Consider the following 22,812-nt stretch of genomic DNA (forward strand, 5'->3'; position numbering starts at 1 on the left):
CGGAGCCGGGATCATCCCCCGTCCCCGGCTCCGCGTCCCGCAGTACAGCCCCCGGGACGGCCGGAAGGGCTTGGTACCACACCGAAACTTCGGTGGGCCCATGGTCGACGGTTCGATGTTCAGGCAGGGCCAGAGAGACTGGGGGCAGCCGAGCGGCGCGCCAGGAGCGTGCGATCCGTACGCGTGAGGCCATCCTGGAATCCATGGCGCGCCTGTTCATCGAGGTCGGGTACGAAGCCGCCACCATCGACGCACTCGTCGAACGGACCGGGCTGACCCGAGGCGCCCTGTACTTCCGCTTCCCGACCAAGGAAGCGATGGCGCGCGGCGTGCTCGACCAGGCCCCGCGAGGGGCTCGTTCCGCAGACGCACAAGGTCCAGGAATGGGTCGATCTCGGGCTCCTGCTCCCACACCGGATGCCCCAGGAACCGATGCTGCGTGCGGCCGTCCAGCTGTCCGTCCACCCCAAGGCACGCAGACAGCAGACCCGCGCGTGAAGGATGTCGGCGAGATCCGGACAGCGCACCTCTTCGACATGGTCGTCGACTTGAACCCCCGGCTGCCCATCGGCAGCGGCCCGTTCGGTCGGCGTGTCCTCTTCGGCGCCGCAGGCGGCACGTTCCACGGCCCCAGGCTGCACGGCGACGTCCTCCTCGGCGGGGGCGACTGGGCGCTGTTCGACCCCGACGGGGCGATGACCCTACCCTCACGTGCTCCGGTATCGGCGGGCCATCGAGACATACGCCCAAGACCTCAACGACACCGTCTGAGTCAGAGGTCGTTTTATCCCAGTGTTTTGTCCCGGAATTCACTGTTTTATCTGCGGTGTCGGGTCGCGCCAGGAGATGGTGGTCTCGCCGGTGAGGCGGCGGGCCATGAGGTCGGTCATAGCGATGTTGATCACAGCTTCGGAGCGGGTAGGCAGAGCCTCGTAGTCGCGGGCCAGTCGGCGGTGCAGCATGAGCCAGCCATAGGTCCGTTCGACCGCCCACCGCTTCGGGATCGGAGCGAAACCCCTGGTGCCGGGCTTGCGGGCGGTGATTTCCATGTCGATGCCGAGGGTGGCGGCATGCTCGACGAGGTGCTGACGGTAGCCGCCGTCGACCCACACCTTGCGGATACCAGGATGGTCAGCGGCGACCTGGTCCAACAACCGGGCACCGGCGGCGGAGTCCTGCACACTTGCCGCGGTGACCAGCACGGCGATCAGGAGTCCAAGGGTGTCGGTGACGATGTTCCGCTTCCGTCCGACGATCTTCTTCCCGGCGTCGATGCCCTGGCCGGCGGCGGGGACACTGGTGGAGGTCTTGACGCTCTGGGCGTCGATCACGCAGGCCGACGGCTCGGCATCCCGTCCTTCCTTCTCTCGCAGGAGCCGGCGGAGCAAGCCGTTGAGCTGGGCGAACACGCCCTCGTCCGCCCACTTGGCGAAGTAGCCGTAGACCGTGTTCCAGTGCGGGAAGTCGTGCGGGAGGTAGCGCCACTGAACGCCGGTCCGGTCCACGTACAAGATCGCGTCCATGATGTCGCGCAGATCGTGCTCGGGCGGTCGGCCGAAGTCCAGTGCCCTGCCGCGCCGCTCGAACCGCCACGCCGCCAGCACCGGCTCGATCAACTCCCAGCGGGCATCAGACAGATCACTCGGATAAGGACGTCGCGTCGGCATGCTTCCGGCGTACCGCAGCAGACCGAGTGCGCCCAGGCGCACAGCGATGAAAACGGAGGCACGCGGTCTCGAAGGCCGGCATCCTGGGATGAGACAGGCACAAGTCACTTTCCACCCCACCTGTCACCCCACCTGACCAGCAAGAATCGACCCGCATCTCCAGCAGCACGAGCACCACAACCCGGCGGCCTCAAAATCGCAGGAAACGCGGGCAGTCCAGGTGAAAACGACCTCTCAGTGCGTGTTTCTAAGCCCCGGTTCGGGACTGCCGCGGGTGGCTGCAGGCCATCGCGAAGCGACGCTCGAAGAGCGCCCTTGACCGGCCGTGGAGCGGGTCCGGTGCCGTCAGCCCAGGCCCGGCGGTGTCCAGTCGGCATGCCGCAAGGTGGTGCGGACCATCGCGCGGGAGGGGGCCAGCCGGAGAGTGGTGTTGCGCACGGCGACGGCCAGGGGGTGCGTCAGTTGTTGGCCCATCCGGCCGGCCTGGCGGGCGGCGCGTGCGACGGACTGGCTGCGCGGGCGACGCTCGGTGTCGTAACGGGCCAGCGCCGATTCGACGGTGGGCTCGGCGACGAGTGCGGCGGCCAGCACGGCTGCGTCCTCCAGTGCCTGGCAGGCGCCCTGGCCCAGGTTCGGGGTCATGGCGTGGGCCGCGTCACCGAGCAGCACGATCCGGCCTGCGGTGAAGGCGGGCAAGGGCGTCACCAGTTCGTGGATGTCGTGGTGCAGGACGGCGTCGGACCGGGTCGCGCCCAGCAGCTCGGGGATCGGATCATGCCATTCGCTGAAGCGGCGGCGCATTGTTTCAAGGGCGTCCGCATGCCGCACCCCGGGCGGCGAGTTGAGCACCGCGTGCCACTCGGCCCGGCCGTCGGCGAACGCGATGTGGCCGAACTCGGCGCCCTTTCCCCAGGTCAGCTCGAAGTCGGTGTCCAACTCGACCGGGCGCTCGGTGATGGCGCGCAACACGGTCGACCCGCTGTAGGCCGGGCCGGGGTGCTGAGGGAACAACTGTGCCCGCAGCCGGCTGCCCACTCCGTCGGCGGCCACGACCAGATCCGCCTCCAGGACGGCGTCCCCGAGCGGTATCCGCACCCGACTCGGGTCGGAGCGGTCGACGGACGTCACCTCGGCCCCGACCAACAGGCACTCGGACGGCAGCGCCGCGCGCAGCAGGTGGTGCAGCACAGCCCGGGAGATACCGACGATCGGCGTGCCCAGCTCGCGCTCAAGAGCGGCCCCGTCCATCCGGGCCAGCCAGCCGCCGCCGGGGACACGGGTGCCTCCGGTGTACTGCGGCCGCGCAGCCGCGCGCACCGCCTCGCCGACGCCGAGGACGTCCAGGGCACGGATGCCGTTGGCGTGCAGGGAGATGCCCGCACCCACGTCAGCGAGGACGGGGGCGCGTTCGGCAACCTTCACCTCCCAGCCGATCAGGCGCAGCCCGATCGCGGCGGCCAGCCCGCCGATGCCTCCGCCCACCACCACCGCACTGCCACCCATACCGGTCCTCCCTCGTCCGCCCTGCCGCTCTCCTTCTACAGGTGTAGAAGGAGAGTACCCCGCTCCTCTACAGGTGTAGAAAAGGGGGATGCCCACAGATCGACGTACCGTCCTCGCCGATGCGGCCATCGGCGTACTCGCCGAGGCCGGAATCCGGGGCCTGACCCACCGCGCGGTGGACCGGGCAGCAAACCTGCCACCCGGCACCACCTCCGCCTACTACCGCACCCGCCAGGCACTGCTCACCGCACTGGTCCGGCGTCTAGTCGCCCTTGACCAGGCAGAACTCCAGGCGATCGGGGAACAGGCGCCGGTGCCGCGCAGTGTCGAGGATCTGGTGGCCGGAATCGCCGCCTTCATCGAGCAACGGCTCACCGGGGAGGGGCGACGACGCTCCCTCGCGCGCTACGCGTGCGCCATCGAGAGTGTGCACCACCCCGAACTGCAGGAGATCCTCATGCCGCGCCAGAACGCAGCACGACAAGCCGCACGCGACTTCCTGGCCGCGCACGGCGTCGTAGACGCCGAGGACCGCACTGTCACGCTGCTGACCTGTGTGGACGGATTGGTATTCGACCGCCTGGTGGGGGGCGGAACCGTGTCGGACCAGGAGATCCGCGGGCTGGTGGCGGCAGCGCTCCGATAGCCCGCACCTGCCGGCACCGAGCGGGCCCGAACGACCAGATGCTCCCGGGGGCCCGCTGGCGGAAAAGGAAAGCCCAGTAGGACATCCTCACCCGGGCATCACGGCGGATCGCCGCGTACAGATCGAGCAGACCGTGAACCGCTGGTTCGCCACGGAACGTGACCGTCTCAGGATGGGACTCGCCAACTAACGCTCAACAAACCCGCCAACAGGGAATCAACGAAGCGCTCCCACCTCGAGCTTCGGGAGCCCAGCCTCGCCATCTATCGATCAATGTCACAGGTTGGCGGCGAAGCTCAGCGGGTCTTGGGTGGAGAGCCACGTCCAGAGCAAGGGGGCCGGCCATGGAACTGCTCAGGTTTTCCGACCGACTGCCGCAGTGTTCACGCTGCCGGGGCGACCTCATCACACCACCGTGCGCCGCTGGCGCGACGAGCTGATATCCCTGCTCGCCGCCCGCGCGCCGCCGACCGGCCCGACGGCATGTGGGCCGTCTCGAAGCTCGTCACAGACGACACCAGCGTGCTGCCTCGCCACCTCGTCGAACAACGCGTCCTCGATGACATCGCGGTCTGCAGGCTCACAAAAGCTGGCACCGCCCACGTCAGCGGCTTCGCCGCGTTGTACGCCTCTCTCTACCCAGTACCTCGCCGACCGGTGAGGCCGACCCGCGTCACAGGACGTAAAACGCCCATCCAAGTCGGCTTCACCCTGCCCGCTCGGAGCGAGCGGCTGGTCATCCCCCAGCCGGCACTCGAAGAACTGCAACCATCATCGACGAAGCCGAACATCGTGGAACTGGGGCCCCGGCTTGTCCTCACCATCTGACAGAACTCCCTGACCGTCGGCCCGGCGTCGCCTGACACAGACGCCTTGCTGCCCAAGCAGACCAACTCCCCCGACGACCTCCTCGCTCCGCAGGACCGCCGCTAAGCGCCTGAACTACCCGGCGCGGCCACGTCGGCCGAAGATACCGCCGCCCCCCCGGTCGGCGGCTGGTCCGCCTGCTCCTGGACGGCTTCGGCGGCGCGCTGCGGTGGTTGCTGCAGAGGCGGCACTCGCCGCCGGGCGTCAGGCCGGCTTCCGGATGCCCCCTGCCGTGCGTGACGAATTCCGCTCCGGCTTCGACAAGGCGTTCACCAACCACCAGGCCAAAGCGGAGTTCGCCCACCTGATGATCCTGGGGATGATCGCCGACGATGTGCCGGCCAGCCTGCAGCAGCTCCTGGACGACGCGATCGCGTCCGCCCGCCAGACCAACGACGTGAAGTTCCGCGGCCTCTACGTCGACTGGACCGGTACCGGCGTCCTGCCAGCACCGTCGTCGGCGAGCTCTCGGCTTGCCCGCCTTCGGCCACCGACAACGAAATGGCCCGCGGACACCATCGGCGGCCCATCACGAAAGATCGAGGTTAGCGTCGGCGCTCGCCCGGTCCTCTGTTCTGGTCCCTGACGCCCTGTCGAACCCGATGGCCCCAGGCGAGTAGAGCCGAGGCGTCGTCGGTCCATTCGGGCGTGCCGGTGACCTCGCCGTGCGGCTGCAGCCGTTCGATCAGCGCGTACCAGGCCTCGACCTGCGCGGTATCCTCCGGACCCATGGGACGGAACCCCCACCATGTCGGCTGGTAGGCGGCTAGGTGGCCCTGGACGCTCGGTGACGGGGAGAGGCCCGGATCGGTGTTGATCCGGCGCTCGGACAGGGTCTTCAGCACCCCCTGCTCGATCATCTGCCGGTGGCTGATGATCTCCCTGCCCGCTGGGTAGAATCGCCAGCCCGGACCCGTGCTCTCGAAGGCCGTGAGTTCGGGCGCCAGTTCGTCCAGCCGCTGCCAGGTTGCCTCGTTCCAGGGCCCCATCCCCACCGTGGAGCCGAGCACATGGCGCATCCGCTGTGCGCAGGCCTCGTTGACCGTCTGCGCCAGTGCCACCCAGGAGGCCTTCTGCTCACCGCGTCGGATGAGCACCGGGACCCAGATGTGGTCCCGGCCGGCCGACGTCAGTCGGAAGTGGTGTGTATCTTCGCCGTCGTGGTTGTTGAAGCCTGCGGACAGTATTTCGGGTAGTGGGATGCGCACGGTGCGCCATAGCCCCGGGGGTCTGAACCGCCGGCTGATGGTGACCGTCACCCCGTCGAACACCACCCGGGCCCAGAGCGTCCCGGCCTTCAACGGTCGCGGGCCCGGCTCCTGACGAGTCACCTTCGCCGAGGTCTTCTCCTGGGCCAACGTCTCCTCCTGAGGGCGAGAGGCTCTCCTGGATCACCCGGAGCGCGTATTCATCGGGTTACCCCACAACAGCTCCGGTCATCCGGGCCAGGGCTCGGCCTGGTCTCGACCCCGCGAGCGCGGCATCCGAGCGGTGATCCCGGTCCCGGAGGACCAGCGAGGGGAGGCAGGCCGCCGGCCTTCGACCGCGAGACCTGCAAGCAGCGCAACACCGTCGAGCGATGCATCAACCGCCTCAAGCAATGGCGAGGCATCGCCACCCGCTACGAGAAGACCGCGACCATCTACCTGGCCGGACTCCACATCGCAGGCATCTTCCTCTGGTCCGCCCGCTGATCCAAACGAAACCGCCTAGTACACCGACATCGCGCACTTCATAGCGGGCCTGCCGCTACCCGCCGACCACACCGCTCCGCAATGGCTCGACGGCGAACCGGCTACCCGCGAACGCTGGCGCACCCTGGCCACCACCCGCCGCCACATCGGCATCTCGCAGTGACGATCCGGGTGCCCCTGACCAGGCTCAGAACGTATTCGGATGAACTGGCCGACCGCTGGGGCTACAGTCCCCGGCCATGACCCCGTTCACGGTGAACGATGTGACCGCGGCCCGTGCTCGCACCGTCGCAGATGATCTGATCGCGGCAGGCGACACCGTGATCGCGGACGGCCTGAGAGCCCCTGCCGACTAGGACACTGCATCTCTGCTGGTAGGCACTCAAGTGCCCCGTGGGTAAAGGGACTCTGATTCCACGAGGATCTGCGGCTTGCGGTCGGCGACGTAGCGGCGGACTAGCTGGTAGGAGACCTCGGCGCCGTGCTCTTCGACCAGGCGGTGGAAGATCCGGGTGACCGTGTGCCGCTGCTTGCGCGGCGCGTCCAGGTCCGCCCACAGGATTCCGTCGACCACTGCCTTGCATGGGCCCAGCGCAGTCGCTCGCGGCGGGAGCTTCTTCCTCGGCTCCGGCCAGACCGAGTCCACAGCTTGCTGATGGTCCGCCACGACACGTTGTGCTTGCGCGAGATCTCCCGCATCGTCATGCCGTCCCGGTGGTCGCGCCGGATCGCGGCCAGCCGCGTCCATCCGGTCGGCGCCGCTCAGCCCTGTGCCGTCCAGGGCCGAGACGGCACGCTCCAGCCAGGACAGTTCCGCGGGTCCCATGATCCGCGGCCCGACGGTGGCGTCCAACGCCCAGGGGTGCTGGCGGAAGACGTGAATCAGCTCGCGGGCTCATTCCTCCAACTGCTCACGCCAGTCACTGTGCCGTGCCCTCACCTGCGGATACGGGCCGATCGCGGTGAGGGCGGTGCCGGCCAGTGGGCCACGCCGCAACAGCGACCAGCCGCCCTCAACGGGGTATCGATCCCGACTCGATGCGCGCCGGAGGGGGATGCCGTCTCGGGTGACGGCATCAGGGCGCGCGGAAACTTGCTGAGAAGGACAGCCAGGGCAGGCATGGCCTGGACTCTGGCATCAGCGTGAGCCGCTTCGCCGCAGGACCTGGTCGACGCCGACCGCGACGACGACGAGGGTTCCGGTCGCGACATCTTGGTAGAGACTGTCGATGCCCGCCTGAGTGAGACCGGAGCGGAGCACGTTGACGATGAGGGCCCCGATGAGCGTGCCGATGATGCTGCCCCGGCCGCCGAACAAGCTGATGCCGCCGAGCACGACGGCTGTGATGCTCTCCAGGTTGGCTGTCTGGTAGGCGTTGGGGTCGGCGTTGGCGATCCGGCCGAGGGCCTGCCAGGCGGCGATGCCGTAGAGGAATCCGGCGGTGACGTAGACCGAGAGGACTGTGCTCCACACCTTGATGCCGATCAGGCGGGCGGACTCGGGTGCGTCGCCGACGGCGTAGACGTGCCGGCCCCAGGCGGTGTTGGCAAGTACGTACCAAAATAACCCGTAGAGGCCCACGAGCAGGAATGTCCCCCAGGTGAGGCGCATCGCTCCGAGCTGGATGCCGTACCCCCAGAACAGGAGCAGATCGGAGGTCACCTGATAGCTACGCGAATCGGAGTAGAGGCTGCTCACCGCGAAAATGACGGTCAGGGCACCCAGGGTCACGATGAAGGGGGGCAAGCCCAGCCGGGCGACGAGCAGGCCGTTCACCAGTCCCAGGAACGTCGCCACGGCCAAGCCGAGAAGCAGGGCCACCCCGGGGTTGCCACCTTCGAAGGCAAGTTTGGCCATGACGATCGTGCCGAGGACCGCGATGGCGCCGTTCGAGAGGTCGATGCCGGCGGTGAGGATGATCAGGGACTGGCCCAGTGCCAGAGTGCCGATCACGATGGACTGCTGGAGCACCAGCGAGAGGTTCTGCGACGTCAGGAACGTATCCGTGGTGATCCAGAAGACCACCACGGCAATGAACAGAGCAGTGAGAGGGCCGATGGCCGGCGTGCGCAGGGCGTACCGGAGTCTCTCCCGGAGCCGGGCGTGCCGTTCACTGCCGACGGCGTGGCCGGTGACAGATGTTCTCATCGGTCAGCCTGATCCCCTTCGCCCGCTCGGCGTCGGTACGTCATCCCCAGCAATGCTTCAGTCCCCAGTCCGTATCCTGAGACGCCAGTCCGTCCACCGGCTTGTCGGTGATGAGTACGGTGCCCGTGTCCGAGAGTCCGTGCGGCTTCTTCCCGTTCTTGGCGTACTCGACGACCGAGTCGACGCCTCGCGTGGCCATCCTGACCGGGAACTGCATGACCGTGGCCGCGTACTTGCCGGACCGGACGTCGCGGACGCCGTCGCACCCACCGTCGATGGAGCCGATGGTCACCTTCTGGGTGAGGCCGCGAGCCGCCATGGCCGCGGAGGCGCCGCCTGCCACCGGCTCGTTGATCGTGTAGACCGTGTTGATGTCGCTCGTGCGCTCCAGAAGGTTCTCCGTCGCAGCCTGTGCCGGATTGCGTTCTCCATTGGTGTTCGCCTGTCCGAGAATCGCCGGGGAGTCGTTCGTGATGCCGAAGCCCTGGAGGAACCCCTCGTGACGCTGCTTGCTGACGGTGGAGTCGTCCGTGCCGTCGAGCATGATCACCTTGGGTGGTCGGCCAGCGAGAGCGGCCCTGAGGTAGGCACCCTGGAGGCGTCCCGCCTTGACGTTGTCCGTCGCGTAGGTGGCGTCGGTCGCGCTCGGCGGCTCGGTGGTGGAGTCCAGCGCGATCACCGCAATGCCCTGTCGGCGGGCCTCCGCGATGGTGCTCAGGAGCCCCGTGCCGTTCGATGGGGTAATGAGGATGCCCTTCACACCACTGGACATGAGACTTTCCATCGCGGCGACCTGGCCCTCGTTGTCCCCGTCGAACCGGCCGGCCAGGGCGATGAGCCTGGCGTCGTTCTTCGTCGCCGCCGCCGCCGCGGCCTCGCGCAGAGTCACGAAGTACGGATTGGTCTCGGTCTTGGTCACGAGGCCGATCTTGACCTTCCCCGACCCCGTGCCACCGCCGTCACTATGCCCCTCGCCGCATCCGGCGGCCCCGAGCAGAAGGCCACCCGCCGTGAGGAGCGCCGCTCCCCGTCGGCAACGCCACTGACGTGCGCGCTCGCGGCTCGAAGGGTCGCGTGTCATGGTCCGCCCTCCTCTGGCCGGCCCAACGCCCCACGATCGCCACTTCTGCCTCATATGTCGAGACTATTCCGAAAGATAACGTAAGCGAGCTTTGACCTACCGTTACCACAGGGCGGATTTCCGCCGAGAGCTTGCACGCACGGAGGAGGCGAGGTGCGCGTGACCGGTTCGCCGCTGCTCGCACTGCGTGGCATCTCCAAGCGGTTCGGTGCCGTGCAGGCCCTGAAGGACGTCGAGCTGGAAGTCCACCCGGGCGAGGTCGTTGCCCTTCTGGGGGACAACGGCGCTGGCAAGTCCACCCTCGTCAGGGTCATCGCGGGCGTCGCACCGGCCGATACCGGCGTCATCGAGTGGGAGGGCCGGCCGGTGCAGATCAGGACCCCTCAGGTCGCCCAACACCTCGGTATCGCGACCGTGTATCAGAACCTGGCGCTGTGCGACGGCCTCGATGTGACCGAGAACCTTTTTCTCGGCCGGGAGCGGAGAAGCCCCGGTGCCCTGGGCCGCCTCTTCCGGCACATGGACAAGAACAGCATGCGCGTAGAGGCACGTCGGCAGCTGGACGCACTGGGCATTCGCGTCCCCGACATGCGCACCCCCGTCGCCACGCTGTCGGCAGGCCAGCGGCAGACGGTCGCGATCTCTCGGGCGCTCCTGGGCAAACCGAAGGCCGTCCTACTCGACGAGCCCACCGCGGCACTCGGCAAACAGCAGGCAGGCCATGTCCTCGACCTGGTCGACAAGCTCCGCGAACAGGGGATCGGGGTGATCCTCATCAGTCACAACTTGGGAGACGTCAAGGCCGTCGCGGACCGGGCCGCGGTACTGCGGCTCGGCTACAACAACGGTTTCTTCGATGTACCGACCACATCTCAGGACCGGATCATCTCCTCCATCACAGGGATCTCGAGCAGCCCTTGACGCACGCAGGACCCGCAACCCCACGCGGGACCGGAAAGTGCCGGCGGTGCGCGCGGTGGTTCGCCAGGCCGTCCGCGACGTCCGTACCGTCCCGTCTACGCCGCCGGCGGATCCCGCGGGCGGCGCTGCGCCGCGTCGTCGACGGTCTCGCCGCCAGCGCGCACGGGATCAACGAGTTGATGCTCGAAGTCGCGCCGGCCTACCTCTGCGATACCGAGGCCGGTTCCCTCGAGCCTGCGACCCGTGCACCCGGATGGAGGCGCACCATGTGCTCCGCATCCACGTCGGTGCCTGTCTCCGCTGCTCACGGCGGTCACACGTCTACCGGGCGTGGTGGCGATGGAGGAGGCGATCCGCTCGATGCGGGGGATGACGACCTTGATGCGGCCGATCCCCTGCTCAGCGCTTTCACGATCGAAGACGCGCCCGCACTCCAAGCCCTGACGTGAGCCACCCCGCGGACAACCAGGTGCGCGCCTTCGACGCAGCGACACCAACAGCACCAGCACGCCCCACTCGACCTCCTCCAATACAGGCAGTAACGACCCGACAGCGCTCTAGCAATATCCCAAATCAACGCCTTGGCCGAACCGGTGATCCGATCGCAAGCGTTCGCGGGCGCCGTGGCGGCGTCGGAGGCGAAGGCCTGGACCTCTTCGCCTCTCCCTACAGACGCGCCGGCCAGCTCTGCCCGGTCGCCCCCACCCGCTGCCTCGAATGCCGCAACGCGTTCGTGCTGCCCTCGAACCTCCCCCATCTGGCCAACCCGGACCTGCCGGCCCGCCTCCAGGCGAACGCCCCGCTGAACGCGGCCGACCCGGCCACCTTCTACGGCGGCGACCACACCGGATACACCGACTACCGCACCCTCGACGCGGCACAGAAGTGACATGGCACCGGCGCGCGACCCGTCGCGCGCCGGTAGAGGCGCCACCTGAGGGTGAAGGGACAGGGTAAGTCGATCAAAGTGGTTGGGGTAGGAGTGCCGGGCCGGTCTCGCAGAGGTGTGCATCTCCTGGTGAGTGGCGTGGTCTGCCGGCCCGCGACGAGTAGGCTGATCGTTCATCATCGGACGGGGGAGGCCGGCGTGGACTATGGCGACAAGCTCTTCTGGCTCTCGGTTGTGATTCAACGCAAGTACGCGCAGATCTGCGCCGAGTTCGACCTGACCCCCTCGCAGGCCACGCTGCTCTGCGCAGTCAGGAACGAGCCGCGGCAGATGGCTGACCTCGCCGCGTCGTTGGGTATGACCAAGAACGCATTGAGCCAGCTGGTCGATCGCACCGCGCGGCGCGAGTTGGTCGGCCGGGCAGGCTCGGCGCAGGATCGACGGGTCGTCATGCTCAGAGCGACGCCCACGGGGAAGGTGCTCGGCGAGGCCGTTTACGCCGCGGTCGCCAAGCGCCTGCCCGAGATCGCGAGGAACCTCGACGCCGACGACCAGCGCGACTTCGAGCGCGTGGCCACCGCCATCGTGGACACCTCGGACCTCTCTTCGCCCACCTCGAACCAACCCATCACACCGTGAGGTCCCGCTACACCCGCACCTTGACGTAGTTCATGCCATGAACTAGTTTCGTTCATGGCGTGAACTAGTGAAGGGTGGCAGCGATGAGCACACAGACGACCGGCACGATCGCAGTCTTCGGCGCGACGGGGCAACAGGGCGGGGCGGTGGTCGACGCGCTGCTGGACCACAAGGCGCGGGTGCGGGCTTTAGTCCGCAACCCGCAGTCCGACCGGGCTCAGGCGCTGGCCGCCCGCGGCGTCGAGCTGGCGGCCATCCGGACCGACGACCCGGCGTCGCCGGCCGCCGCGCTGACGGCGGTCGAGGGGTTCTACTTCATGACCCCGGAGGCGAACAGCCTCGAAGAGGTCGAGGCGGAGATCCGCATCGGTACCGCGCTCGTCGACGCGGCGGTCGAGGCGGGCGTCCCGCACGTCGTGTTCAACTCGGTCATCGGAGCGGACCGGGAGTCGGGTGTGCCGCACCACGACTCCAAGCACTGGATCGAGGAGCACCTGAGGAAGTCCGGCCTGCGGGCCTCGATGGTTCGCGCGACCGCCTTCATGGAGAACTTCGCGAGCGTGATGGCACCGAGCCTGGAGCACGGAGAGATCGTGCTGAGGCTGCCGCTGCCGGAGGACGCCGCCCTGAAGATGATCTCGGTCAGGGACATCGGCCGGGTCGCCGCCGCGCTCCTGCTCGACACCGCGAAGGCGCCCGCCGGAGCCGTCGAGCTCGTCGGCGACGAGCTGACAGGCCCCCAGATCGCCGCGGCGTTCGGCGCGCACGCCGGACTCCCGGCACGGTACGAGGCCCTGCCGTTGAGCGTGCTTCCCAACGACCTCGACAAGGCGATGTTCCGCCAGTTCGCGAAAGCGGCGGAATACCCTTCGGACCTCGCGGTGGTGCGCTCGATCGAGCCGGCCACCCTGGACCTGGTCGAGTGGATCCGATCCACCGGCTGGACCGCGCCCACAAACATGGCTGGTTCCTGAGCCTCCGGCCGCGATGAACGCCCCGCGATCGTGCCCACGGTCTCGGCGCTCTGGGCACGGCAACGCATCCACCAACAGTTGAAGTAGTCACGAAGCTCCCGGGACGTGCCCGAGGCCGACACCGGCACACTGGTTGTCGAGAGGCCGCCGGTCGACGGCGAGGTAAAGATCCACGTCCAGGAGGCCCCGGGCCGCCAACCAAAAGACCTCACCGACTAAGCCCGCGAGGCCGCCGCGCCGGCGTCTGGACCCGTATAGCGGATGGCCGGAACAGGCTTGACCGTGCCGGCCATCCGCAACGGTGCTCGGCGCGTCTCTGACCGCCGCTGAGGCCTTGTTTCCGTCTGACCAGAGGCGGATCAACTTCATTGACATATGGTCAGCTACCTCATGTCTCACCGAATCTGATCCACCGCAGTTCAGCGCCGCTCAGCATGGATCAGATTCGGTGAGAAGCTGTTGATGCCCCTATGGATGTCAACTTGCGGTTCCGTTGGGTGTCAGCGGCCAGTTCGGAATCCCCACGTACGGCCAGTTGTGATGTCACTCTTGGTTACGGCCCGGGCTCGACGTCTGACCCGACCGGTCACATGCGGATGGACGTGACCGGTTGTCGGGCCACGTCAGTGCCAGGAACGGGCGATCAACTGTCCGCGGAGTAGGCGTCGGCAAGGGCCTCGCCGAAGAGTCGTCCGGCGAGTTCCAGGCAGCGCATCCGGGCAGGAGAGAAGTCGTAGGGCATCTTGGTGATCGCTGCGGCGGCACTCATCTCTCTGCCCTCCTCCCCTTTCAGGTCGGCGTCGTAGATCTCAAAGATCTTCTCCTCGGCCGCGTCGAGACCAACTGCCTCGATGGCCTGATTCAGGGCCATTTGGTGAGCGCATCGCTGTACGGCGAGCTCTTCGACGCGCGGGTCGTCGGGTTCGACGCCCTCGTCGAGGGCGGCCTCGGCCGCCTCAAGACGGTCCTCCTCGGCCCGCAGCTCGGGGTGGGTGGCCAGCACGATGAACGTGCCGGCCTGGATGGCGGCGCCCAGCGGCCCGAAGATCCGTTCTGTGACTAGCAGGGCGTCCAGATCGGAGGGGCGCAACGCGCCCGGGGGCAGGTGGCTGAGCCGGTCCGTGACCAGTTCGGAGAGCAGCCCCAGCGGGCTGCCCACCGCCTGCAGGCGCTGGACAGCCGCGCGCCGACGTTTGATGGCGGCCTCCTGCGCCGCCAAGGTGTCCTCCAGCCTGCTCAGGACCGACTCGATATCCGAGGCTTGGTCCAGGGCTTCGTCTCCAGCTTCGTCCCGGGCTTCGCCGAAGGCGGCCCGCATGTCGTCCAGACTGATACCGGCATCAGCCATCTTGCGGATCCACAGCAGGCGGGTCATGTCGTCATAGCCGTAGCGGCGGCGGCCGTCCCCGCCGCGCTCGGGCTCCGGCAGCAGACCGATCTCGTGGTAGTGGCGGATGGCGCGTGGGGTGATCCCGGCGAACGCAGCGGCATCACCGATCTTGACCTGCCGGGGAGGCGTGAGGGAGGGGTACATCGCAGACAGAGCCTTTCGTGCTGTGGTGCCCCGACCCCACCACATGCCGCTACGGCATGTGCAACAACCCCATCCAGGTATCACCGGAGCCAGGCCCTACTAGTCGCGTACGGCGTCCGAGATCGGCTTGGCGCCGACGTGCGCGGTGAGGCCGCCGTCCACGGGGATCTCGGCTCCGGTGATGAAGGACGACTCGTCGGAGAGGAGGTAGGTGACGAGCGGGGTGATGTCGTCGACGGTTCCGGTGCGGCCCAGGGGTGTCCCGGCGAGGTTGGCCTCGCGGAAAGCGGGGGCGGCGGAGGCGGTCATGTCGGTCTCGATGAAGCCGGGGTGGATGGTGTTCACGCGGATGCCGCGCGGTCCCAGTTCCATGGCGGCGGTGGCCGACAGGCCGCGCAGTGCCCACTTGCTGGCGGTGTAGGCGACCGGGTAGTGGGCGGTCAGGGCCGCCGAGGAGCCGACGTTCACGATCGACGCTCCGGGGCGCATCAGCCGTGCAAGGTGCTGGATGCCGAGGAGCGGCCCGGTGACGTTCACAGCGTGGACCCGGGCCATGTCCTCGGGGCGTACGGCGTCGAGGCGGGCACGCCAGGTGATGCCTGCATTGTTGACCAGGCCGTGTACCTGTCCGTACGACTCCTCCAGTTCGGCGGCGAGTTCGGCCCAGTCCTTCTCGCTGGTGACGTCGAGCCGGCGACAGCCAGGTGCCTCGGTCACGTCGGTGGCGATGACCCGGGCGCCCTCACGGGTCAGTGCCTCGGCCTCGGCGGCGCCCTGGCCGCGGGCGGCGCCGGTGATCACGACGACCTTGCCGAGAAGCCGCTTGGGGTGGAGGTCGGTCACGGCCGCTCCCGGGAGCGGCGCCGGCCGGTCGGCAGCGGGATCGGGGCGGCTCCGGCGATGACCGTGTTGGACACGCTGCCGATGCCTTCGACGGTGAGGGTGACCGTGTCGCCGGGCTTCAGCGGGGGCGGGTCCTGTCTGCCGCGTACGCCCCACAGCTCCGCGAGGCAGCCGCCGTTGCCGCAGGTGCCGGAGCCGAGGACGTCGCCGGGACGGACGAGGGTCCCACGCGAGGCGTAGGCGACCATCTCCTCGAAGGTCCAGCTCATGTTGGAGAGAAGGTCCGTGCCGACGGTCTCGCCGTTGACCGAGGCGGTGAGCGCGAGGCGCAGGAAGCCGTCCTCGTCGCGGTACTTCTCCAGTTCGTCGGCGGTGACCAGGTACGGGCCCAGCGTGGTGGCGGTGTCCTTGCCCTTGCACGGGCCGAGGCCCACCTTCATCTCGGCGGACTGCAGGTCGCGTGCCGACCAGTCGTTGAAGACCGTGTAGCCGATGATGTGGTCGCGGGCCTGCTCGGGGGTGAGGTCGCGGCCCTCCTTGCCGATCACGGCGGCCACTTCGAGTTCGAAGTCGAGCACGGTCGAGCCGGGCGGCATGGGGATGTCGTCATGCGGGCCGTACACCGCGTAGGGGTTGGTGAAGTAGAAGGTCGGGGCCGCGTACCACTGCTCCGGTACGCCTGCGGTGCCGTCCACGGAGCGCCGTACGCCCTCGACATGCTCCTCGAAGGTGACGAAGTCCCGCACGGTGGGCGGCTGGAGCGGGGGCAGCAGCCGTACCTCGGAGACATGGGGGCCGGCCGGGATGTCCAGCGTGGCGGAGCCCGCCTCCAGTAGCTCCGGCAGGCCGCCGCCCTGAGCCAGCAGGCCGGTCAGGGAGCCGACACCGGGGCGAGGGTAGAGCGTGCCGTCCTCTTCGACGACGGCCACGTGGCGTCGGTCTCGGTACTCGTACGCGGCGAAGCGCATGGCGGTTTCCTGTCGGCTGTCGGCTGTCGGCGTGCGGATGGGCGCGAAGGCCGGGGGCGCGGCGTGGGAGTCAGGGCGGTGACAGGGCCACCGCGCCCCCGGGGACTGAGGGCTTCGCCGGTCAGACCGGCGGTGCGACGAACACGCCGCGGTCGACGTCGTTGAAGGACTCCTTGGTGACCAGTTCGTTCATGGGGTTGGCGGTGCCCCACTGGTCGGTGACCTCGGGCTTGGAGAAGTCGTAGACGTGCGGGTGCCAGGTGTCCTCGTCCAACAGCTCCAACTCCGTCGTGTACTCGACGGTGTTGCCGTGCGGGTCGAGGAAGTAGGTGAAGGTGTTGTCACCCGCCATGTGCCGGCCCGGCCCCCAGATCTTCTTGAAGCCGGCGCGCATCACGCGCCCGGAGCCGCGCATGTACTCGTCGATGCCTCGCATCTCGAAGGAGATGTGGTGCAGCGAGGTGTGCGGTCCCTTCGCGATGGCCATGGAGTGGTGCTGGTTGCTGATCCGCATGAAGTGCATGACGTCGCCGATGTGCGGATGGCCGAGCGTGTCGGACAGCCGGAAGCCCAGGTGCTCCTCATACCACGCCCTGGTCTTGTCCAGGTCCGGGGAGTTCAGCACGACGTGCGACAGCTTGACCGGGATCGACTCCTTCTCCTCGATCCTGCGGTGCTGCCGTACCTCGACATCGGCGGAGACCTCGATGGTGCGGCCGTCGACGTCGAAGAAGCGGAAACCGTAACCGCCGCCGGGCGTCTCCACCTTGCCCGGTTGCGAAATCAACTGCACTCCGCCCGCGAGGAGTTGCTCGGCGAGCGTGTCCACGTCGGCGGCGCTCGCCGCGCCGTAGGAGACCAGGTCCAGGCGTTTCTCCTCAGCCTTGCGCAGCCGGACGGCATACTGCTCCGGGGAACCCTCGGCGGCCAGGAAGGAGATGCCGGAATCCTCGGCAACCCGGGTCAGCCCCCACACACCGGAGTAGAAGTCGAGCTGCTTGTCGTAGTCGGGCACAGCGAGGTCGACATGCCGCAGATGAGTGAGCAGACGGTTGGACATGTGGGATGCCCTCCTCAGGAGAGGTTGAGAAGCGCGGCGGCGTTTCCGCCGCGGATGGCGTGGAAGTCGGGGTCGGGCAGCCGGGCGGCGCGCAGGGCGGTGACGGGGTCGGCGGTGCCCATGTCGAAGGCGTAGTCGGAACCGAGCAGGACGCGATCGGCACCCGCGGCCCGGACGAGTTCCCGCAGGACATGCGGGTCGTGCACGAGGGAGTCGAAGTACAGGCGCTTGAGGTAGCTGCTGGGCGGGTGGGCGCAGCCGGCGCCCGCATCCGACCGCGCGGACCAGGCGTGGTCGGAGCGGCCGATGTGGGTGGGCAGGTAGCCGCCGCCGTGGGCGGCGATCAGCTTCAGCCCCGGGTGGCGGTCCAGTACGCCGGAGAAGATCAGGTGCGACAGCGCGACCGCGTTCTCCACCGGCTGGCCGACGACGTTGGACAGGTACCAGCGATCCAGGCGCTCGTCGAGCGTGCAGCCGAAGGGGTGCAGGAAGAGGACGGCGCCCGTCTCCTCCGCGCGGGACCACAAGGGTGCGTACGCGGCGTCCGAGAGCTCGCGGCCAGGGGCGTGGCTGGAGATTTCGACGCCCAACAGGCCCTGCTCCAGGGCGTGTTCGAGGGCGCGTACGGCCTGCTCGGGGTGTTGCAGGGGGACGAGGCCGAGTCCGTGCAGCCGTCCGGGAGCCTGGGCGCAGTGGGCGGCCGTCGCCTCGTTGGCGTGCCGGAAGACCTTCTCGGCCGTCTCCTCGTCCGCCCAGTAGTGGTAGTGCGAGGGGGACGGGCTGACCAGCTGTACGTCCACACCCTGGGCGTCCATCGCGGCCAGCCGTGCGGTGACGTCGATCATCCTTGGGGCGCACTCGCGGACCATGGGGCCGCTGACGGCGAGGGCCGCGGGTCCGTTGCGGCGGGCGTCGAGGGCCCGGGCCTCGGCCAGTCCCGGCAGGTCCGCCACCAGGGCGTCGACCTCGGGCAGCAGGACGTGCGCGTGCACGTCCACGGTGGGCACTGTCACGGCAGTTCCTTGAGGAAGTTCATCGTGCGTCCGATCAGCCCGGGGATGTCGGCGTCACGCACACCGTCCAGCTGCCACCGGCCGATCTGCATGGACGCCTCGACGACGGTCCGCACCCGGGGAATGCGGCGCTCGTAGTAGCTCTGGAGCAGCTCGCTGTCCCAGGCCTGTCCGCTGGTGAGCAGTTCGGCGAGCACCAGGGCGTCCTCCAGGGACATGGCCGCGCCCTGGGCCATGGTGGGCGGGCAGCAGTGGGCGGCGTCGCCGATCAGCACGACCCGGCCGCGGTGCCAGGAGCCCTCCACCAGTAGCCGGTCGAACCAGGTGTAGTTGACCTTCGTCGGGTCGGTGATGTGCTTGGTGATCTCCGGCCAGGCTCCGCCATAGGCCTGCGCCAGTCGGCGCATCTCGTCGGCGTAGGCAGCCGGGTCGATGGAGGCACGCTCGCGGCATCCCTCGACGACGAAGGCGTAGATGGTGTGCTCGCTGGTGGGGGTGTAGCCGGCGATGTAGGCCGGACCGCCATAGGCGAGGTCGCTGCGCTCCACGCCCTCGGGGCGCGGCGCGGCGATGCGCCAGATGGCCATGCCCGTCGGCTCGGCTCGCTCGGTGATGCCGATCGCGGAGCGAGTGGCGGAGTTGAGGCCGTCGGCGCCGATCACCAGGTCGTAGCGGCTCTCCGTGCCGTCGCTGAAGCGCGCCGAGACACCGTCGGCGTCCTGCTCCAGGGACTCGGCGGTGGTACCCAGCCGGACCGTGGCGCCGGAGGCGCGGACCGCGTCGATGAGGATCCGCTGGAGTTGCGGGCGCTGCATGCCGACGGTGGCGGGCAGGTCGTCACCCCCGGTCTTGATGTCCTCGGCGATGTGCAGCACCGTGCCGTCGGGGGTGGTGATGCCCAGCGTGCCGAAGGGGAAGCCGGAGGTGCTCACCCGCTCCCAGACACCCAGTTCGCGCAGCACGCGCAGGGCGTTGCCCTGGAGGGTGATGCCGGAGCCGGTGGTCGCGTTCCAGTCGGGCTTGGCCTCGATGAGGTCGACGGTGATACCGGCGCGGCGCAGCAGAATGGTCACGGCGTTGCCGGAGGCGCCACCGCCGATGACGAGGACTCTGCGAGTGGGGCTGTCTGCCATGTCGGGATCCTCCCGAGGTTGGGCCGCGCGGCTTCGGGCGGCGGGGTGCGGCTCGCCCGCCGCGAGGGCGGGCCAGGTGCTCTGGTGAATCACCCTCGGCGGGTGGAGCGGATGGGGGCCGAATGCGCCGCTGCTGTCCGGGGAGGACGCATCCGGCCCGGTTCTGCGGGCTATTTGACGGCGACGGGGTTGACGGGAGAACCGACGGCGCCGGTGATGGGCAGGGGCGCGGCGGTGAGCCAGAACTCGTACACGCCGTCGTCCGCGCAGTCGGCGGCGAGGGCGTCGAGGTCCCACATCTCGCCGATCAGCAGGCCCATGTTCGGGATGACGACCTGGTGCAGGGGCTGGAAGGCGTGGTCGAACTCGTTGGGACGGACCTCGAAGCCCCAGGTGTCCGTGGCGATCGCGGCGATGTCGGTACCGTGCAGCCAGCCGGCCGTGGCGAACGACAGCCCCGGCGCCGGGCCGCCCGCGTAGTCGCCCCAGCCCTCGCGACGCACGCGGGCCAGCTGCCCGGTCCGTACCAGGACGATGTCCCCGCGGCCCACGCTCACGCCGTGCGCCTCGGCGGTCGCGGTCAGATGCTCCTCGGTGATCGCGAACGCGTCCGGCAGCTCGCCGTCCGCGCCGATCACTTGGCCCACGTCCAGCAGCACCCCGCGCCCGGCGACGTACGGCGCCATGTGCTCGATGCCGGTGACGAGGTCGCCGTCGGAGGTGACCACCTTCTCCGCCGGCCGCCCGTTCCACGCCTTGCCGTGATCGAAGATATGCCCGAGCCCGTCCCACTGGGTCGAGCACTGCAACGGCATCGCGATCACGTCGTCGGCACCGCCTATGCCGTGCGGGAAGCCCTGGTTGCCGAGGGCCGCGTCGGTGCCGGTGTCGAGCATCGTGTGCACGGGGTTGGTTCGCCGCCGCCAGCCCTTCTGCGGGCCGTTCATGTCGAAGGACTGTGACAGCGAGAAACTGATTCCCCGGCGCACGAGCGCAGCGCCTTCGCGCCGCTTGGCCTCGTCGAGGAAGTTGAGCGTGCCGAGCACATCGTCCTCACCCCACCGGCCCCAGTTGGAGTACTTCTTGGCGGCCTCGGCGATTGCGCCCTCGGGATCCGTACGGTCGATCATGTCGCTGCCTCCTCGGCGACACAGCGGGTGCGCTGGACGCCCAGCCCCGTGATCGAGCCCTCCATGACGTCGCCGTCGCGCAGCAGCCGCCTCCAGTGGATCCCGTTGCCGGCCGGGGAGCCCGTGAGCACCAGATCCCCCGGCAGCAGCCGGGCGGTCTGCGAGATGTACGACACCAGGCGGGCGATGCCGAAGAGCATGTCCTTGGTCGACTCGTCCTGCATGGTCTCGTCGTTGAGCTTCAGGGTGACCCGAAGATCACCCGGGTCCGCTATCGATCCGGCGGGGACGATCCAGGGGCCGAGCGGCGTGAAGCCGGGCGCGTTCTTGCTGCGCAGCCAGTCGGTGCCGATGGCCTTCATGTCCCGACGGAAGACGGTGGCCCGGTCGGTGAGATCGTTGGCGATCGTGTACCCGGCGACGTACTCCAGCGCCTCCTCGACGGAAACCCGGTAGGCGGGCTTGGCCACGACGGCTGCCAACTCCAGCTCCCAATCGGGCTGTTCGGCCCAGACGGGCAGGACGACATCGTCGTACGGGCCGGTGATCGCGCTCGGCAGGCCGATGAACACGTAGGGCAGATCCTCCGCGGCCCGCCGGTCCATGACCGCGGCGATCTCCTCTCGCGCTTCCTCGACCGTGCGCGGGTCGTCCGGGGAGCGGTGGGCGACCTCCAGGTCGATGACGTGCTGTCGGTAGTTGGCGCCGGACTGGAAGATCTGTCGGGGCTCCACCGGGGCATGCACCCTCAGGCTGTCGAGCGACTGCCACTCCAGGGCGTCTTCGCCCGCGAGGGTGTGCAGAACGGGAAGCGTCTCCTCCCACCGTTCCAGCACGGAACGCATATCGGCAGGCTCCCAGGCCAGGGCCTGGCTCAGGTCCAGCACCCGGTCCCGGACCACGAGGCTGGGAAACCGTCTTCCGTCAGACGCGGAGAGCGTGCCGAGCGCGAACAGGCCGACGGGTTGCGCGAGCGTTGCCATGAGATTTCCTCCCGCTGAGTTGCGGTCTACTCTGACCTGGATCCTCAGATCGCGGAAATGAATCCTGTGGATGATGCATATCCACGCCATGAATATCTCTCTCTTGTCCAGGTGGTGCCCGGTGAACCTGTCCCGTCTCGACCTCAACCTGGTCGTCGCCCTCCGCGCACTTCTGGAGGAGCGCAACGTCACCCGGGCCGGCGAGCGCATCGGACTCAGCCAGCCCGCGATGAGCGCGGCGCTGTCCCGGCTGCGCCGCCATTTCGACGACGAACTGCTCGCCAGGACCGGCAACTCCTATGAACTGACGCCTCTCGGCACCGCCCTGCGCGACCGCAGCGCCACCGCCTGCGACCTGCTGGAGCGGGTCTTCACCAGCCAGGCCGACTTCGACCCGACGGCCGAGACCCGCGAGTTCACCCTGCTCGCATCGGACTACGGCGCGGCCGTGTTCGGGGCCGCCCTGGCCCGCGCCCTGCACCGCGAGGCACCCGGGATCCGGCTCACCTTCCAGCACCCGGCGCCCTCCGTCGTGGAGAACACCGCGACCGTGCTGAGCACCGTCGACGGACTGCTGATGCCGCACGGCGTCATCGACGGTCTGCCCGCGGTCGACCTCTTCAGCGACCGCTGGCTGTGCCTGGTCGCCGACGACCACCCCGAGGTCCGCGGCGAGCTCACCCTCGACCATCTGGCCCGGCTTCCCTGGGCCGTATACCAACGCCCCTACGACGCCCCGGCCGCCCGCCAGCTCAGCATGATCGGCATCAGCCCCCGGGTGGAGGTGTCCGTGCAGACCTTCCAGCTGCTGCCCCACATGATCGAGGGCACCCACCGGATCGCGATGATCCAGGAACGCCTCGCCCGCACAGCAGTCCGCGCCGCCGCGGTACGCGTCCTGCCCTGCCCGTTCGAGGCCGTACCGGTGCAGGAGGCGATGTGGTGGCACCCCGTGCACACCCAAGACGCTGCCCACATCTGGCTGCGGCAGAAGGCGGCGGAGGTGGGGGCGACGTTGACGGCCAACGGCGACGTCCTCGAGGGGCGCGGGGAGGCGTCGCATGCGGCACCGCCGCGCTGACACGGCTGGCCACGGTGTGCCGCAACCTCGCTGCGGC

General features: G+C 68.8%; 20 protein-coding genes and 3 pseudogenes. 9 read left to right on the forward strand and 14 right to left on the reverse strand.

Annotation, left to right across the window (positions count from 1 at the left end; genetic code table 11):
- Window positions 1-203 precede the first annotated feature (203 nt).
- Window positions 204-695 (forward strand): annotated as a pseudogene (locus B5557_RS46065) (DUF3237 family protein); the annotation flags it as partial.
- A gap of 114 nt (window positions 696-809) precedes the next feature.
- Here the strand turns inward: B5557_RS46065 and B5557_RS01855 are convergent.
- Window positions 810-1,667 (reverse strand): IS5 family transposase, encoded by an 858-nt coding sequence (locus tag B5557_RS01855; protein WP_079664529.1) that lies wholly within the window; start codon window positions 1,665-1,667, stop codon window positions 810-812.
- Window positions 1,668-2,012: 345 nt separating this feature from the next.
- Complete coding sequence (locus B5557_RS01860; RefSeq protein ID WP_079657454.1) at window positions 2,013-3,170, reverse strand: FAD-dependent monooxygenase; 1,158 nt, start codon at window positions 3,168-3,170, stop codon at window positions 2,013-2,015.
- Window positions 3,171-3,258: 88 nt separating this feature from the next.
- Between B5557_RS01860 and B5557_RS01865 the strand changes: the two genes are divergently transcribed.
- Both B5557_RS01865 and B5557_RS01875 read left to right on the forward strand, forming a co-directional pair.
- A complete protein-coding gene (locus B5557_RS01865; protein WP_079657455.1) occupies window positions 3,259-3,816 on the forward strand; it encodes a TetR/AcrR family transcriptional regulator in 558 nt (185 codons plus the stop codon).
- A gap of 1,036 nt (window positions 3,817-4,852) precedes the next feature.
- A complete protein-coding gene (locus B5557_RS01875; protein WP_107472546.1) occupies window positions 4,853-5,269 on the forward strand; it encodes an AbiV family abortive infection protein in 417 nt (138 codons plus the stop codon).
- Here B5557_RS01875 and B5557_RS01880 read toward each other — a convergent pair.
- Window positions 5,229-6,041: a hypothetical protein gene (locus tag B5557_RS01880; protein ID WP_079657458.1), complete on the reverse strand. Its 813-nt coding sequence runs from the start codon at window positions 6,039-6,041 to the stop codon at window positions 5,229-5,231. The two genes, B5557_RS01875 and B5557_RS01880, sit on opposite strands and share 41 nt — an antisense overlap.
- 112 nt (window positions 6,042-6,153) lie before the next feature.
- Between B5557_RS01880 and B5557_RS44695 the strand changes: the two are divergent.
- A pseudogene (locus B5557_RS44695) lies at window positions 6,154-6,377 on the forward strand (IS5/IS1182 family transposase); the annotation flags it as partial.
- A 382-nt stretch (window positions 6,378-6,759) separates the two neighbouring features.
- On the opposite strand, the gene B5557_RS44700 reads toward B5557_RS44695, so the two are convergent.
- The 3 genes from B5557_RS44700 to B5557_RS01900 all read right to left on the reverse strand — a co-directional run bounded on the left by B5557_RS44700 (window position 6,760) and on the right by B5557_RS01900 (window position 9,607).
- Window positions 6,760-7,203 carry a hypothetical protein gene (locus tag B5557_RS44700; protein ID WP_231976216.1) on the reverse strand — a complete coding sequence of 148 codons (444 nt, stop codon included), beginning with the start codon at window positions 7,201-7,203 and terminating at the stop codon, window positions 6,760-6,762.
- Between the two features lie 312 nt (window positions 7,204-7,515).
- Complete coding sequence (locus tag B5557_RS01895) at window positions 7,516-8,526, reverse strand: ABC transporter permease (protein WP_079657459.1); 1,011 nt, start codon at window positions 8,524-8,526, stop codon at window positions 7,516-7,518.
- 40 nt (window positions 8,527-8,566) lie between these two features.
- Complete coding sequence (locus B5557_RS01900) at window positions 8,567-9,607, reverse strand: substrate-binding domain-containing protein (protein WP_079657460.1); 1,041 nt, start codon at window positions 9,605-9,607, stop codon at window positions 8,567-8,569.
- A 159-nt stretch (window positions 9,608-9,766) separates the two neighbouring features.
- On the opposite strand from B5557_RS01900, the gene B5557_RS01905 reads away from it, so the two are divergent.
- The 4 genes and pseudogenes from B5557_RS01905 to B5557_RS01915 all read left to right on the forward strand — a co-directional run bounded on the left by B5557_RS01905 (window position 9,767) and on the right by B5557_RS01915 (window position 13,030).
- Window positions 9,767-10,528 carry an ATP-binding cassette domain-containing protein gene (locus B5557_RS01905; protein WP_079664531.1) on the forward strand — a complete coding sequence of 254 codons (762 nt, stop codon included), beginning with the start codon at window positions 9,767-9,769 and terminating at the stop codon, window positions 10,526-10,528.
- A 757-nt stretch (window positions 10,529-11,285) separates the two neighbouring features.
- A pseudogene (locus tag B5557_RS42470) lies at window positions 11,286-11,417 on the forward strand (alkene reductase); the annotation flags it as partial.
- 198 nt (window positions 11,418-11,615) lie between these two features.
- Window positions 11,616-12,056, forward strand: coding sequence for a MarR family winged helix-turn-helix transcriptional regulator (locus B5557_RS01910; RefSeq protein ID WP_079664532.1), 441 nt, complete (start codon window positions 11,616-11,618; stop codon window positions 12,054-12,056).
- Between the two features lie 83 nt (window positions 12,057-12,139).
- A complete protein-coding gene (locus tag B5557_RS01915; RefSeq protein ID WP_079657461.1) occupies window positions 12,140-13,030 on the forward strand; it encodes an NmrA/HSCARG family protein in 891 nt (296 codons plus the stop codon).
- 643 nt (window positions 13,031-13,673) lie between these two features.
- Here the strand turns inward: B5557_RS01915 and B5557_RS01920 are convergent.
- The 8 genes from B5557_RS01920 to B5557_RS01955 form a co-directional block, all read right to left on the reverse strand.
- Window positions 13,674-14,564 carry a MerR family DNA-binding transcriptional regulator gene (locus tag B5557_RS01920; protein WP_079657462.1) on the reverse strand — a complete coding sequence of 297 codons (891 nt, stop codon included), beginning with the start codon at window positions 14,562-14,564 and terminating at the stop codon, window positions 13,674-13,676.
- 99 nt (window positions 14,565-14,663) lie between these two features.
- Complete coding sequence (locus tag B5557_RS01925; RefSeq protein WP_079657463.1) at window positions 14,664-15,407, reverse strand: SDR family NAD(P)-dependent oxidoreductase; 744 nt, start codon at window positions 15,405-15,407, stop codon at window positions 14,664-14,666.
- The gene (locus B5557_RS01930) at window positions 15,404-16,375 is read right to left on the reverse strand and encodes a fumarylacetoacetate hydrolase family protein (protein ID WP_079657464.1); all 972 of its coding nucleotides are present in this window, start codon (window positions 16,373-16,375) and stop codon (window positions 15,404-15,406) included. The genes B5557_RS01925 and B5557_RS01930 overlap by 4 nt, the downstream gene beginning before the upstream one ends.
- A gap of 121 nt (window positions 16,376-16,496) precedes the next feature.
- Window positions 16,497-17,435: a VOC family protein gene (locus B5557_RS01935; RefSeq protein WP_079657465.1), complete on the reverse strand. Its 939-nt coding sequence runs from the start codon at window positions 17,433-17,435 to the stop codon at window positions 16,497-16,499.
- Window positions 17,436-17,449: 14 nt separating this feature from the next.
- A complete protein-coding gene (locus B5557_RS01940; RefSeq protein ID WP_079657466.1) occupies window positions 17,450-18,448 on the reverse strand; it encodes an amidohydrolase family protein in 999 nt (332 codons plus the stop codon).
- On the reverse strand, window positions 18,445-19,581 hold the full coding sequence (locus B5557_RS01945; protein WP_079657467.1) for an FAD-dependent oxidoreductase: 1,137 nt from the start codon (window positions 19,579-19,581) through the stop codon (window positions 18,445-18,447). The genes B5557_RS01940 and B5557_RS01945 overlap by 4 nt, the downstream gene beginning before the upstream one ends.
- A gap of 170 nt (window positions 19,582-19,751) precedes the next feature.
- Window positions 19,752-20,711, reverse strand: coding sequence for a cyclase family protein (locus B5557_RS01950; RefSeq protein ID WP_079657468.1), 960 nt, complete (start codon window positions 20,709-20,711; stop codon window positions 19,752-19,754).
- Window positions 20,708-21,694 carry a fumarylacetoacetate hydrolase family protein gene (locus B5557_RS01955; RefSeq protein WP_079657469.1) on the reverse strand — a complete coding sequence of 329 codons (987 nt, stop codon included), beginning with the start codon at window positions 21,692-21,694 and terminating at the stop codon, window positions 20,708-20,710. Before B5557_RS01955 ends, B5557_RS01950 begins: the two co-directional genes overlap by 4 nt.
- Before the next feature lie 121 nt (window positions 21,695-21,815).
- Here B5557_RS01955 and B5557_RS01960 point away from each other — a divergent pair, with 121 nt between their 5' ends.
- A complete protein-coding gene (locus B5557_RS01960; protein ID WP_079657470.1) occupies window positions 21,816-22,775 on the forward strand; it encodes a LysR family transcriptional regulator in 960 nt (319 codons plus the stop codon).
- The last annotated feature ends 37 nt before the right edge of the window (window positions 22,776-22,812 follow it).

The organism is Streptomyces sp. 3214.6 (genome assembly GCF_900129855.1).
GTDB classification, from domain to species: domain Bacteria; phylum Actinomycetota; class Actinomycetes; order Streptomycetales; family Streptomycetaceae; genus Streptomyces; species Streptomyces soliscabiei.

Excerpts from the sequence above, each read along its gene's own strand:
- B5557_RS01855 (WP_079664529.1), bottom strand. The coding sequence starts at position 1,667 with ATGCCGACGCGACGTCCTTATCCGAGTGATCTGTCTGATGCCCGCTGG.
- B5557_RS01860 (WP_079657454.1), bottom strand. The coding sequence starts at position 3,170 with ATGGGTGGCAGTGCGGTGGTGGTGGGCGGAGGCATCGGCGGGCTGGCC.
- B5557_RS01865 (WP_079657455.1), top strand. The coding sequence starts at position 3,259 with ATGCCCACAGATCGACGTACCGTCCTCGCCGATGCGGCCATCGGCGTA.
- B5557_RS44700 (WP_231976216.1), bottom strand. The coding sequence starts at position 7,203 with ATGGGACCCGCGGAACTGTCCTGGCTGGAGCGTGCCGTCTCGGCCCTG.
- B5557_RS01895 (WP_079657459.1), bottom strand. The coding sequence starts at position 8,526 with ATGAGAACATCTGTCACCGGCCACGCCGTCGGCAGTGAACGGCACGCC.
- B5557_RS01900 (WP_079657460.1), bottom strand. The coding sequence starts at position 9,607 with ATGACACGCGACCCTTCGAGCCGCGAGCGCGCACGTCAGTGGCGTTGC.
- B5557_RS01915 (WP_079657461.1), top strand. The coding sequence starts at position 12,140 with ATGAGCACACAGACGACCGGCACGATCGCAGTCTTCGGCGCGACGGGG.
- B5557_RS01920 (WP_079657462.1), bottom strand. The coding sequence starts at position 14,564 with ATGTACCCCTCCCTCACGCCTCCCCGGCAGGTCAAGATCGGTGATGCC.
- B5557_RS01930 (WP_079657464.1), bottom strand. The coding sequence starts at position 16,375 with ATGCGCTTCGCCGCGTACGAGTACCGAGACCGACGCCACGTGGCCGTC.
- B5557_RS01935 (WP_079657465.1), bottom strand. The coding sequence starts at position 17,435 with ATGTCCAACCGTCTGCTCACTCATCTGCGGCATGTCGACCTCGCTGTG.
- B5557_RS01945 (WP_079657467.1), bottom strand. The coding sequence starts at position 19,581 with ATGGCAGACAGCCCCACTCGCAGAGTCCTCGTCATCGGCGGTGGCGCC.
- B5557_RS01950 (WP_079657468.1), bottom strand. The coding sequence starts at position 20,711 with ATGATCGACCGTACGGATCCCGAGGGCGCAATCGCCGAGGCCGCCAAG.
- B5557_RS01955 (WP_079657469.1), bottom strand. The coding sequence starts at position 21,694 with ATGGCAACGCTCGCGCAACCCGTCGGCCTGTTCGCGCTCGGCACGCTC.